The 10,989-nt window shown below is 64.1% G+C and carries 16 protein-coding genes; 7 read left to right on the top strand and 9 right to left on the bottom strand.

Annotated elements, in window-relative coordinates:
- The first annotated feature begins 53 nt into the window (after positions 1-53).
- Positions 54-884: an SDR family oxidoreductase gene (locus BFN03_RS04670; protein ID WP_070378036.1), complete on the top strand. Its 831-nt coding sequence runs from the start codon at positions 54-56 to the stop codon at positions 882-884.
- Here the strand turns inward: BFN03_RS04670 and BFN03_RS04665 are convergent.
- Entirely contained in the window at positions 856-1,653 is a 798-nt protein-coding gene (locus BFN03_RS04665; protein ID WP_070378035.1) for a ParA family protein, read from the bottom strand. The two genes, BFN03_RS04670 and BFN03_RS04665, sit on opposite strands and share 29 nt — an antisense overlap.
- 103 nt (positions 1,654-1,756) lie before the next feature.
- On the opposite strand from BFN03_RS04665, the gene BFN03_RS04660 reads away from it, so the two are divergent.
- Together BFN03_RS04660 and BFN03_RS04655 are read left to right on the top strand one after the other, a co-directional pair.
- A complete protein-coding gene (locus BFN03_RS04660; protein ID WP_070378034.1) occupies positions 1,757-2,350 on the top strand; it encodes an acid phosphatase in 594 nt (197 codons plus the stop codon).
- A 160-nt stretch (positions 2,351-2,510) separates the two neighbouring features.
- Positions 2,511-2,990 (top strand): GNAT family N-acetyltransferase, encoded by a 480-nt coding sequence (locus BFN03_RS04655; protein WP_070378033.1) that lies wholly within the window; start codon positions 2,511-2,513, stop codon positions 2,988-2,990.
- Here the strand turns inward: BFN03_RS04655 and BFN03_RS04650 are convergent.
- Positions 2,987-3,424 (bottom strand): hypothetical protein, encoded by a 438-nt coding sequence (locus tag BFN03_RS04650; RefSeq protein WP_070378032.1) that lies wholly within the window; start codon positions 3,422-3,424, stop codon positions 2,987-2,989. The genes BFN03_RS04655 and BFN03_RS04650 overlap by 4 nt on opposite strands.
- Positions 3,425-3,499: 75 nt before the next feature.
- Between BFN03_RS04650 and BFN03_RS04645 the strand changes: the two genes are divergently transcribed.
- Positions 3,500-4,456: a diacylglycerol/lipid kinase family protein gene (locus tag BFN03_RS04645; RefSeq protein ID WP_070378031.1), complete on the top strand. Its 957-nt coding sequence runs from the start codon at positions 3,500-3,502 to the stop codon at positions 4,454-4,456.
- Between the two features lie 280 nt (positions 4,457-4,736).
- On the top strand, positions 4,737-4,991 hold the full coding sequence (locus BFN03_RS04640) for a WhiB family transcriptional regulator (protein WP_070378030.1): 255 nt from the start codon (positions 4,737-4,739) through the stop codon (positions 4,989-4,991).
- An 86-nt stretch (positions 4,992-5,077) separates the two neighbouring features.
- On the opposite strand, the gene BFN03_RS04635 is transcribed toward BFN03_RS04640, so the two are convergent.
- Together BFN03_RS04635 and BFN03_RS04630 are read right to left on the bottom strand one after the other, a co-directional pair.
- On the bottom strand, positions 5,078-6,589 hold the full coding sequence (locus tag BFN03_RS04635; protein ID WP_070378029.1) for a sensor histidine kinase: 1,512 nt from the start codon (positions 6,587-6,589) through the stop codon (positions 5,078-5,080).
- A gap of 20 nt (positions 6,590-6,609) precedes the next feature.
- Positions 6,610-6,825: a biotin/lipoyl-binding carrier protein gene (locus BFN03_RS04630; RefSeq protein WP_070378028.1), complete on the bottom strand. Its 216-nt coding sequence runs from the start codon at positions 6,823-6,825 to the stop codon at positions 6,610-6,612.
- A 108-nt stretch (positions 6,826-6,933) separates the two neighbouring features.
- Between BFN03_RS04630 and BFN03_RS20990 the strand changes: the two genes are divergently transcribed.
- Positions 6,934-7,008: a 50S ribosomal protein bL37 gene (locus tag BFN03_RS20990; RefSeq protein WP_022597109.1), complete on the top strand. Its 75-nt coding sequence runs from the start codon at positions 6,934-6,936 to the stop codon at positions 7,006-7,008.
- A gap of 70 nt (positions 7,009-7,078) precedes the next feature.
- Here the strand turns inward: BFN03_RS20990 and rsrA are convergent, their stop codons facing one another.
- Together rsrA and BFN03_RS04620 are read right to left on the bottom strand one after the other, a co-directional pair.
- Complete coding sequence (gene rsrA / locus BFN03_RS04625; RefSeq protein ID WP_070378027.1) at positions 7,079-7,360, bottom strand: mycothiol system anti-sigma-R factor; 282 nt, start codon at positions 7,358-7,360, stop codon at positions 7,079-7,081.
- The gene (locus BFN03_RS04620; RefSeq protein ID WP_232320497.1) at positions 7,357-8,007 is read right to left on the bottom strand and encodes a sigma-70 family RNA polymerase sigma factor; all 651 of its coding nucleotides are present in this window, start codon (positions 8,005-8,007) and stop codon (positions 7,357-7,359) included. Before BFN03_RS04620 ends, rsrA begins: the two co-directional genes overlap by 4 nt.
- A 178-nt stretch (positions 8,008-8,185) precedes the next feature.
- Here BFN03_RS04620 and ybaK point away from each other — a divergent pair, with 178 nt between their 5' ends.
- Positions 8,186-8,692, top strand: a complete 507-nt coding sequence (gene ybaK / locus BFN03_RS04615) for a Cys-tRNA(Pro) deacylase (protein WP_070378026.1) — start codon at positions 8,186-8,188, stop codon at positions 8,690-8,692.
- Positions 8,693-8,735: 43 nt separating this feature from the next.
- Here the strand turns inward: ybaK and BFN03_RS20765 are convergent, their stop codons facing one another.
- From BFN03_RS20765 to BFN03_RS04605, 3 genes are all read right to left on the bottom strand, one after another.
- Positions 8,736-8,936 carry a transposase gene (locus BFN03_RS20765; protein WP_232320495.1) on the bottom strand — a complete coding sequence of 67 codons (201 nt, stop codon included), beginning with the start codon at positions 8,934-8,936 and terminating at the stop codon, positions 8,736-8,738.
- Positions 8,839-9,984: a transposase gene (locus BFN03_RS04610; protein WP_232320435.1), complete on the bottom strand. Its 1,146-nt coding sequence runs from the start codon at positions 9,982-9,984 to the stop codon at positions 8,839-8,841. Before BFN03_RS04610 ends, BFN03_RS20765 begins: the two co-directional genes overlap by 98 nt.
- A 135-nt stretch (positions 9,985-10,119) precedes the next feature.
- Positions 10,120-10,935, bottom strand: coding sequence for an SOS response-associated peptidase (locus BFN03_RS04605; RefSeq protein WP_070378025.1), 816 nt, complete (start codon positions 10,933-10,935; stop codon positions 10,120-10,122).
- Positions 10,936-10,989: the final 54 nt, after the last annotated feature.

Genomic DNA, 10,989 nt, shown 5'->3' with positions numbered 1-10,989 from the left:
GGGTCTCGCGAACTCCGCATTCCCACCCGCTATAGCGTGTTCTAATTCACGTCATGGCAACTTATGTGATCACCGGTGCGGCATCGGGCATCGGAGCGGCCAGTCGGCGCCGACTCGAGTCGGACGGCCACACGGTTATCGGCGTCGATATCGCACACACCGATGTGGTGGCAGACTTGTCGACCCCGGGTGGCAGGAGCGCTGCGGCGGCCGCAATCGACGAGGCTAGTGGGGGTGTCGTGCACGGCCTCGTCTGTTGCGCCGGGCTGGGTTCACTCTCCCGCGTGTCCGGCGGCACACTCGCCGCCGTCAACTTCTTCGGCGCGGTAGATCTGGCCATCGCATTGAAACCAGCCCTCGAACGTGCGCGTGGTGCGTCAGTAGTGGTGATTTCGTCGAGCAGTACCACGACGCAACCCGGGATCCCGAAGAACTTGGTAGCCGCCTGTCTCGACCACGACGAGCCCGAAGCCGTCCGCATCGGCGACGAGGTCACCGCGATCCCCGCTTACCCGGCGTCGAAGCTTGCGCTGGCCTGGTGGATCCGCCGAGAAGCGGTGCGCCCCGAATGGATCGGTAAGGGCATCCGCCTCAACGCGATCGCACCGGGCATGATCGACACCCCGATGACCAACAGCGCCGACCTCGACCCCGAACTGGCCAAGGCCCTGGACTTCTACCCGATTCCGCTAGGACGCCGTGGACGCCCGGACGAGATCGCAGCGCTCATCGCGTTCCTGCTCGGACCGGACTCGACACTGTTCTGCGGAAGCGTGGTCTTCGCAGACGGAGGTACGGACGCCCAACTACGCCAACAGGATTGGCCTGCCGAGTGGACTCCCACAACGGAAGAACTTACACGTCACTTCCAGGCGAAAACGTAGCGAGTTCCGATCCTGCCCAGTACTTGGCGAGATTCTCGGCCAAGTCCCGATATGCCAAGGCTCCCTTGTTCTTTCGCCCCATCAGAACGGTCGCACCGGACGCCGTCGCCTCTGCGAACCTCACCGTACGCGGTATCGGCGGCGCGAGCACCGGAAGATCGTAGCGGTCGGACACATCGGACAGGACGTCGCGGCTGTGCGTTGTCCGCGCGTCGTACAGCGTGGGGAGCGCTCCGAGCAGCACCAGATCGGGGTTGGTGATCTGCTGCACCTCACTCACCGTGCGGAGCAACTGTCCTACACCCCGGTGAGCAAGCGTCTCGCACTGTAGCGGCACCAGCACGGATTGCGCCGCCGTGAGTCCGTTCAATGTGAGCACACCCAGCGATGGCGGGCAGTCGATGATGACGGTGTCGTAGTCGTCCAGCAGAGGCTCCAGTGCCCGCTTGAGCGCGAACTCTCGACCGGGACGCATGAGCAGCACTGCCTCCGCACCCGCCAGGTCGATGGTCGCCGGTAGAAGAGACACCCCATCGTCGGTGTCGATCACCGCGTCCCTCGCCGCCAGGTCACCCGTCAACACCTCGTGGATCGAGTTTTCGACCCGGTCGGGGTTGTGCCCGAGAGAGAAGGTGAGGCATCCCTGAGGATCGAGATCCACCACCAGAACCCTCTGCCCCAGCGCCACCAGCGCTGCGCCGAGTGAAGCGACTGTGGTGGTCTTCGCGACCCCACCCTTCTGATTTGCCACTGCGAGAACCGTCGTCACGGGTCGATCCTTACGTACTTCGTCCCGACAGGCGAGCTAATCCGCGATTTCACTTCCGCAATTTCCAATTTCACTTCTTCGGTTTCACTGCCATGATGGATGGATGCCACCCAGTGATTCGCCGCGCGGCCGACGGATCGTGCTCCTCCGGCACGGCGAAACGGAGTGGGCGCGTTGGGGTAAGCACACCGGCCGCACCGACGTAACACTCACCGAAGCGGGCCGGTCGCAGGCGCGGGAAGCCGGCTCGGCGTTGAGCACTCTCGAGTTGCGCGACCCGCTCGTCATCACCAGTACCCGGCAGCGTGCCCGGGAAACAGCACGATTGGCGGGATTCACGATCCAGCGATCATGGGATGCGCTGGAAGAGTGGGACTACGGCATCTACGAAGGCATGACTACGCCCGAAATCAGGCAGCAGGTGCCGGACTGGACGGTGTGGACTCACCCCTGCCCACGGGGTGAACAGGCCGAGCAGATACACACCAGATGCGACCTCGTCCTGTCCGTCGCACAATCACAGCTTGCCGACCGGGACGTCATCCTGGTCGGGCACGGGCACTTCTCCCGCGCCCTCATCGCCCGATGGGCCGATTTGCCCGTTAGTGAGGGCCGGCGATTCGCGATGTCACCGGGAGCGTATTCGGTCCTCGGTTTCGAGCACGGCACGGAGCAATTGGTAAAACACAACATCTAGCTTTCTTCCCCGGGGCGCTTTCGCCCGTTCGTGGTGCACCCGGACTCTGTCGCGTCCGTAGCATCGGTATCCGAAAGACGATGCTGGCAACCCGGCAACTCCCCGAACACCCGGAAAACCAGCGATCGCCCAGCGTTCGGTCAGCAGAGGAAGTTGCCAGATGATCAGACGTGCAGTGCCCGAAGATGTCTCCGCGATCACCGACATGATCTATGAGCTCGCCGCGTATCAGAATGCTCGTGACGAGTGCAACGTCACCACCGACCAGATTCGAGACGCCCTGTTCGGCCCCCTACCATCCACTTTCGCGCACGTTGCAGTGGACGACGGCGGCCGGGTGGTTGGCATCGCGGTCTGGTTTCGGAACTTCTCGACATGGGACGGAACCCACGGCATCTACCTCGAAGACCTTTTCGTCAACCCCGCCGATCGTGGTTCCGGACACGGCAAGGCCCTACTCGCCACCCTGGCGAGGGAGTGCGTCGAGAACGGCTATACGCGGCTGTCTTGGTCGGTGATCAAGTGGAACACGGCGTCGATCGCGTTCTACGAATCCCTCGGCGCTTACCCGCAGGACGAGTGGATCACGTACCGGCTCACCGGGGACTCACTTGGTCTGCTCGCATCCGAGGTGAGCTAGCGGTTCGACGATTCGCCGTCCTCGGGGTCCCCGCCGTACTCGGCAGCCAACCACTTGGACGTGGGACTGCTGAACAAACAACCCAGCGCCGCGACCACCACAACGCCGAGGAGAATTCCGAAGAACGTCTGATGGGAATCGGTGAGGAGTGACCACGCTACGGGGAGCAGGAGCAACTGGGCGACAACCGCGATCGCCCGGCCCCAGCGCCTACCGAAGATCAGGGCGACGCCTGCCGCGAGCACGGCACCACCGAGAATCGCGAACCAAGCCGCTGTTCCGTAGCCACTACTGATGCTCTGGTCGTACCCGAGGAGTCCGCGTACCACCAACACAACGGCCACACCGACGGCCACCGCGCCCTCGAGTGACACCAGGGCACCCGCGACGCGGACAGTAATGGGCGTTGACTTACTCAGGGACGGCTTCGGCACGCGGCCAGCCTAGAACACGCCCGCGTCGGCAGACCCGGGGACGGTGACACCGGCCCACCGCTAGGCTTGCGTTTCGTGCGTGCCCTCCTGATCGTCAACCCCAATGCCACGTCGACGACCCCTGCGGGCCGCGACCTCCTTGCACACGCGCTCTCGAGTCGAGCGCAACTGACGGTGGAGCACACGACGCATCGGGGCCATGCAGCCGAACTTGCCGCGCAGGCTCGGGCGGACGGGCTGGGCCTGGTCATCGTTCACGGCGGCGACGGCACGGTGAACGAAGCGGTCAACGGCCTTCTCGGCTCCCCTGCGCCTCAGGCGACGAAGGCGGTGGCGCCGGGCCACGTACCCCCGATCGCAGTCGTACCCGGCGGATCCGCGAACGTCTTCGCACGTTCGCTCGGCATCTCACCCGATCCGGTGGACGCCACCAACCAGCTTATCGATCTCTTGACGCAGGGCGCCCAGCGAAGAATCGGCCTCGCGCACTGCGACAACCGTTGGTTCACTTTCAATGCCGGCGTGGGCCTGGACGCTCGAGTGTGCGAGGCGGTCGACGCTCGTCGCAGAGACGGACGTCCCGCCACACCCGCGCGATATGTCCGCACGGCCGTACGAACCTTCTTCCGGTGGAAGAACGCCGAGCCGACGCTGACTGTCGAGGTTCCCGATCGCGAACCAGTAGAGGGCGTTCACTACGCGTTCGTGTCGAACGCGAGTCCTTGGACCTATCTGAACGCTCGTCAGATCCATACGAATCCCGAAATCACATACGACACCGGCCTCGGCGTCTTCGCGATGAAATCAACAGCGATTTTCACGACGCTTCGGGTGGCCCGGCAGCTGCTGACCCCAGGCGCCCTCCCCAGCTCGAAGAAGCTGGTCCGCGTCAACGACGTTCCGTCAGTACGGATCACGGCGTCCGAGCCGATCGGGCTGCAGATGGACGGCGACTACATCGGTCTCCACGAGACCGTCGAGTTCGTTTCGGTGCCCGATGCGCTGGATGTGGTTGCGCCACCGCAACCCTGAGTAATACGTGAGAATCGCGTCAGCACCCTAGCGAGAACGTATCTGTTGGAGTAGAACAGATGACGCACCTCACAGTGCGGCCACGCTGAGTGAAGCGTTGCAGCCACGCCGAGTGAGCCTGCCCACGGTGCGGCGGATTTTTGTTGACATCCCGCCGGTTCGTGAAAGCATTCACAAGCAACGGTGCGTAGGCATTGGCCACGCGCAGATGAACTCACCAAGACGATGAATTCACCAACCAGCACGGTGCGCACGACGCACCCAGTTAAGGAGCAGAAGGATGGACTGGCGCCACGAGGCTATCTGCCGCGACGAAGACCCGGAGTTGTTCTTCCCTGTGGGAAACAGCGGGCCGGCTCTCGCGCAGATTGCTGATGCCAAGGTTGTCTGCAACCGCTGTCCTGTGACCGCCGATTGCCTCGCATGGGCCCTCGAGTCGGGCCAGGACGCCGGCGTGTGGGGTGGCATGAGTGAGGACGAGCGCCGCGCGCTCAAACGCCGCAACGCTCGTACGCGAGCACGCACCACCGTCTGATACAGCAGGAGTACGGGCCCGGCACCACATGGTGCCGGGCTTTTTTCTCGAACGCCGCGCCTCATCGACCAAACCTGTCGTTTACGTCACCGACCCGGATCTCGCACCGACCGGCGTCCCAGCGGCACCCGCAACACCGCATCCGTTCCACCCTCGACGCCCGGATGCAATCCGAGGGAACCGTTCAAATCCGCGGCCAGCAGTGTCCGGACGATCTGCAGGCCGAGTCGATCGGATCGTTCCAGGCTGAATCCCGGTGGAAGTCCCTTGCCGTCGTCATGGATGACGACATCGAGCCATCGGGCCGACCGCTTCGCCTGCATTGTCACCGTGCCGGGAACCCCCGGTTCGAAGCCATGCTCGATCGCGTTCTGCACGAGCTCGGTCAGCACCATCACAAGTGGGGTGGCGCGTTCGGCTGAGAACACCCCAAAACTGCCTTCGCGGCGAATCTTGATCGGCGTGCCCACCGTCGCGACGTCGGACAGGATGGGCACCAGCCGATCCACGACCTCGTCGAGGTTCACTTCCTCGTCCACCGACATCGACAGCGTGTCGTGCACGAGTGCGATCGATCTGACGCGGCGCACCGATTCACTCAACGCCTGACGCGCTTGCTCGTTGTCGGTGCGCCGAGCTTGCAGCCTCAGAAGCGCGGCGACTGTGTGCAGATTGTTCTTGACGCGATGGTGGATCTCGCGGATCGTCGCATCCTTGCTGAGCAGAGCCCGATCTCGCCTCTTGACCTCGGTGACGTCCCGCACCACCACTGCGGCGCCGACCCGTCGCCCACCTGGTTTCAGAGTGAGTGCGCGAAGCAGGACCGTTGCCCCCTTCGCCTCGATCTCCATGCGGCGTCCGGGTTTGTCCGCGATCGTGTCGCGGATGTACCCGGCTACCTCTTGTGACTCGAACGGGTCGGTGACCAGAGATCTGGTGGTCGCTGCCAGATTGCGACCTATCAGATCAGAGCTGAGGCCCATCCGGTGGTAGGCCGACAACGCGTTGGGACTCGCGTAAACCACGCGCCCCTCGGTGTCGAGACGAATGAACCCGTCTCCGGCGCGAGGACTCGAGTTCGTGTCCGAACGCGCTTCCGGCGTGGGGAAGGTGCCGTCGCTGATCATGTGGCAAAGGTCCGCCGCGCAGTCGAGATAGGCGACCTCGAGTGGGCTCTGTGCCCGCTGGGATGACAGGTTGGTGTCGCGGCTCAGGACCGCGATCACCTGCCCTGCCCAGCGCACCGGAACTGCCTCGCTGCTTGCCCCACGATCGGCGTGACCGCCGCCGCGCTCGGGGAAGATGACCCGCCCTTCGACCAGTGCCTGCAGCACCTGCGGATGTTCCGACTCCGACACGACCGTCCCGACGACGTCCTCGGGGAACGCGGTAGACGCGGTAGTGGGCCTGCAGTGCGCCACACAGATGACGGTGCCGGTGCTGTCGGTGACAGAGGAATCCGTTCCCACCCACAGCAGAACGTCCGCGAACGACAGATCCGCGAGTAGTTGCCACTCGCCGACGACGCGCTGGAGGTGGTCGACGGCTTCGCCGGGCAGATCGGTGTGTTCGGCGAGCAGATCACTCAGGGTGGACATCGCAGCCGGATCGAATCAGATCAGGAGATGACTGCGATCAGATCGCCCTGTTGGATCACGTCCCCGACCTTGACATCTATGGACGTAACCCGGCCCGGTTCTTCTGCGATGACCGGGATCTCCATCTTCATCGACTCCAGGATGACGAGAGTGTCGCCCTGCTTCACCTCGTCACCCGCGCTCACCACAACTTGGAACACCGTCGAAACCATTTCGGCGCGCACGTCCTCTGCCATCGTGATCCTTCACTCCCTGTTACCGACACTCGGCATCGACAAAACCCTGTTGCACAGCCACCCAACCACACGTGGAAGACTGTGGTGAATACGAAGGGAGATCTACTCATGGGTAAGCGTGGTCGCAAGAAGCGCAGCCGCAAGGGCAACGCCGCAAACCACGGCAAGCGTCCCAACGCCTGACGCGCCACAAACCGCACCAGGGGCCGGAAAGCATCAGTGCTTTCCGGCCCCTGGTCGCCTTTCTGACGACCTACGAATCAGTGTCGGTATCAGTGACTAGGATTGTCCGCCGCAGCTCGATGCTGAGCCGCTGACGCAGGCTCTCCGGCGCGGTCTCGCCACCGCACTTGCGGTTCACCAGGTTCTTGACCTTCTCCTCGATTCCGTAGGCTTCGAGGCAAGACCCACACTCGTCGAGATGCCACTGCAATCGCGCCCTCGTCGCCTCGTCGCATTCGCCATCGAGCATCAGCCACACGTCCGCGATGACAGCGGAGCAGTCGAGCTGCTGCGAATCGTCCTGCTCGCTCACTGAGATACCTCCTGCTCCGAACTCGTTGCCGCCGGCACGTCGGCACCGTCGCGATTGAACCCGCGATCACGCGCGACATCGGCAAGGAGTCCCCGCAGCTGCTTGCGTCCACGGTGCAAGCGCGACATCACGGTCCCGATGGGGGTTCCCATGATCTCGGCGATCTCCTTGTAGGGGAATCCCTCGACGTCTGCGTAGTAGACCGCCATCCTGAATTCGTCGGGCAGCTCCTGCAGCGCCTGCTTGATGTCGTCGTCGGGCAGCGCATCAAGGGCCTCGACCTCCGCTGACCGCAAACCGCGGGACGAGTGTTCCGCCGTTGCCGCCAACTGCCAGTCGGTGATCTCGTCGGTCGGATACTGCGCGGGCTGGCGTTGCTTCTTGCGATACGAATTGATGTAGGTGTTCGTCAAGATCCGGTACAGCCAGGCTTTCAGGTTCGTACCCTCTCGGAAGGAACGAAAAGCCGTGTATGCCTTCACGTACGTTTCCTGGACGAGATCCTCGGCATCCGCAGGATTCCGGGTCATTCGCAGCGCGGCACCGTACAGCTGATCCACGAGAGGTAGCGCATCCCTTTCGAAACGCGCGATCAACTCGCCGGGCGGCTCGGCTCGATCCGCCGTCGGACGGTCATGTTCCTGCACGCTGATCCCTTCGGTCGCCGTGGGCGTCAACGTTACCGCCAACTGGAGGCGCGATGTGGGCTCTGCTACCGAACACGTCACGATACCGGCCACTTCCCTTCGCTGATAGTTGTTCGTCTGCACCTACAACACACCTCCCTGCCCGAGTGTTCCCGATGCGGTGGCAGAGTGTCCGTCCATGGCAGGAACCGCCACCCCCGCGACGAAAATGCTCGATGTCCACAGAATCGACCACCGCTTGCACAGCTACGCGCATGATCCACGTGCCGAGTCGTTCGGCTCGGAGGCCGTCGATGCGCTGCGTGAGATCGGCGTCACCGCTCGTCAGGTGTTCAAGACTCTGGTGATCAAACTGGATTCGGGCGCACTCGCGGTTGCCGTGCTGCCGGTACCGGCGAAACTGTCGCTGAAGTCCGCTGCCGCCGCGCTGGGCGCGAGAAACGCGACGATGGCCGATCGGAAGGTGGCCGAACGCTCCACGGGGTACGTCTTCGGGGGCATCTCCCCGCTCGGACAACGTAAGACGCTACCGACCGTGATCGATGCTTCTGCGCTGGACTGGGAGCGAATTCTCTGTAGCGCGGGCCGGCGCGGACTCGAGATCGAACTCGCCCCGGCCGACCTCGTACGCCTCAGCGGCGCCACCGTCGCCGCGATCACAGCAGGGTCAACTACTCAGCCCTGAAGGGCTGAGCTTGCAGCTGTGACACCCGACTGGCTGTCGGGTGTCACGCCACGCCAGGGACCGTTGACTGGGCCCGGTAGTCCTCGGCGGCCCGATACGCAATGTTGTGCGAGCCGACAATATCCGCGTGTTCAACGAAACCGCAGTCAAGACAACAGAACCGGTCCTGGTGGGGCCGGTTCTTCTTCTCGATATGACCACACCGGATACAACGGCGGCTGGTGTTCGCCGGATCCACCGACAACACCGGCACCCCCACCCGGGCGGCCTTGTAGGAAATGAAGGCCCCGAGTTGCGCGAACGCCCAACTCGAGTGCGTGGCCCGTTGGGGCCCCACGAAACCGTACCCGCTCGCGGATGCCCGTGAGGTTCTCCAGGGCGATGCCGCGTCCGGTGCGTTCAGCCTCGGCCACAACCTTCTTGGATATCTGATGGTTGACGTCGGCGGCGAACCGGGCTTCCTTCCGAGCCCGCCGCCGCAACAGTCTCTTCGCCGACTTGGTGTTCTTCTTCTGCAGTGTGTACCGGAGTTCTCGGTTACGGGTACGACGATCCTTGGTGCTGCCCCGACCGGTCGGACCGTCCGGGGCACCGTCCCCGTAGGTGTCGATGAGGTGATCGCCAAGATTCCGGTCCGAGGCGACCGCGATGTTCACGATTCCCAGGTCCACCCCGATCCACCCGTCCGGGGTGTTCAGATGCTCCCCGGAGGCGACCGGGGGGTCGGGCAAGTCGCAGACGGCGATCAGGTACGCGGTCGGGTTCCCTTTCCGGTCGCGCTGTACGACGAGATCGGTTTCCCCCTTCCGGTAGTCACGGAGCATCGCCACCTGGTCGGGGTGCCCAACGAACCGCAGATTCTTCATCCGGCCGTCAACCGTCCAGATCGACACCGTGCCACCCCTACCGTCCTGGTCGTGCTGCCAGGACAGGCACCGGTCGTCGAACGGTTGCGCCGCGTCCGGGCGGAACCGGATCGGCGTGTTCTCCACCCGCGCCCGGCGGCGGGAGCCTTTCGGCCCGTATCTGCCGTTGCGGAGGTTGGCCCGCAGGGTGGTGTACGAGTCGGCGACCTTCCGGATCACCGACTGCGCCACCTGCGCACCCAACCCACCATGCCCGCGGGCGGTGGCGTAGGTGACCGCCCGCAGATCACGTTTGCGGAACACCCGCTTCTCGTGCGCGATGCGAGCCACCAGGGTGGCGGTGTCGTTGCAGACGGCCAGAGTGCGCAGCACAGCGTCGAGTTGCTGGGCATCAGCCAGTAACTTCACGCGCACCACCTGCTTCACACCCCGGACCGTAACAGCGACCACCGACACCAACCGAGAACCAAACTGCAACGTGCGCAGTGGCCGTTCAGCTACTCGTGCACCACCCACCACGTGACGCGATTCCTCCCCGCCCTGAAGGACCAGGGTTCCTCGCTACTCAGCGCTGATCTGATCTCCCACCTGCGACCCGCCTCCAGCTTCGGAAACCGGGTCGAGGAGTTGGGGTCCGTTGTTCTTCACAGAGTTCACGAGTGTGGACACCCTCCTCACGGTGATACCGGACATGGCGTCGGGTGAGGCTACGAGCAGGTCCGGCGACGCCGCGTGCTCTGGATCGAGCCACGCGGCCCACCGGTCACGAGGCATGACGAGCGGCATCCGATCGTGCACCTCCTCCAAATGGGCTGCCGAATCAACCGTGATGATGCTGCAGCTCAGCAGCGGAGGCGACTGATCAACCGACCGGTCGCGCCACACCGACCACAATCCCGCCATGTACAGCCGTGATCCGTCCTCCGGCGACATGTAGTACGGGATCTTCCTCGCCCTGCTCGACTTCTTCGCCGACGTACCGGTCTCGCCTTCGGTGATCTCGGTCTGCCACTCGTACCAGCCGTCCATCGGGACGAGGCACCGCTTGCGCGCGAAGGCGCTCCGGAACGAGGGCTTGGTGGCCACCGAATCGGCCCGCGCGTTGAACAACACCGGACCCTTGCCGAATTCCTCGGCCCACGACGGAACGAGACCCCACCGCATCCGCCGGATGCGCCGGGCACCGTGGCGGTCGACAACCGTCAGCACGGCAGTGGTGGGTGCGACGTTGTAGTCGGGCGTACTCGATTCCTCGCCCGCCTCGTCGATCGCACCGAGGCCCGCCTCGTCGATCGCACCGAGGCTGGCCTCGTCTATCGCACCGAGGTCGGCCGCCAGCGTTGCCGGGTCCGCAGTGGTTGCATATCTGCCGCACATGCCACCAGCGTGGCACGAACCACCGTCAGTTCGCCCCGACACCGCCCACCCCTG

It is taken from the genome of Rhodococcus sp. WMMA185 (assembly GCF_001767395.1).
GTDB lineage: Bacteria > Actinomycetota > Actinomycetes > Mycobacteriales > Mycobacteriaceae > Rhodococcus_F.
Note: the sequence above shows the minus strand (reverse complement) of the source record. Positions and strands in the feature narration are given on the sequence as shown.

Bases quoted from the DNA above. Each gene is read 5' to 3' on its own strand.
- BFN03_RS04670 (WP_070378036.1), top strand. From the start codon at position 54: ATGGCAACTTATGTGATCACCGGTGCGGCATCGGGCATCGGAGCGGCC.
- BFN03_RS04660 (WP_070378034.1), top strand. From the start codon at position 1,757: ATGCCACCCAGTGATTCGCCGCGCGGCCGACGGATCGTGCTCCTCCGG.
- BFN03_RS04655 (WP_070378033.1), top strand. From the start codon at position 2,511: ATGATCAGACGTGCAGTGCCCGAAGATGTCTCCGCGATCACCGACATG.
- BFN03_RS04640 (WP_070378030.1), top strand. From the start codon at position 4,737: ATGGACTGGCGCCACGAGGCTATCTGCCGCGACGAAGACCCGGAGTTG.
- BFN03_RS04635 (WP_070378029.1), bottom strand. From the start codon at position 6,589: ATGTCCACCCTGAGTGATCTGCTCGCCGAACACACCGATCTGCCCGGC.
- BFN03_RS04630 (WP_070378028.1), bottom strand. From the start codon at position 6,825: ATGGCAGAGGACGTGCGCGCCGAAATGGTTTCGACGGTGTTCCAAGTT.
- ybaK (WP_070378026.1), top strand. From the start codon at position 8,186: ATGGCAGGAACCGCCACCCCCGCGACGAAAATGCTCGATGTCCACAGA.
- BFN03_RS04605 (WP_070378025.1), bottom strand. From the start codon at position 10,935: ATGTGCGGCAGATATGCAACCACTGCGGACCCGGCAACGCTGGCGGCC.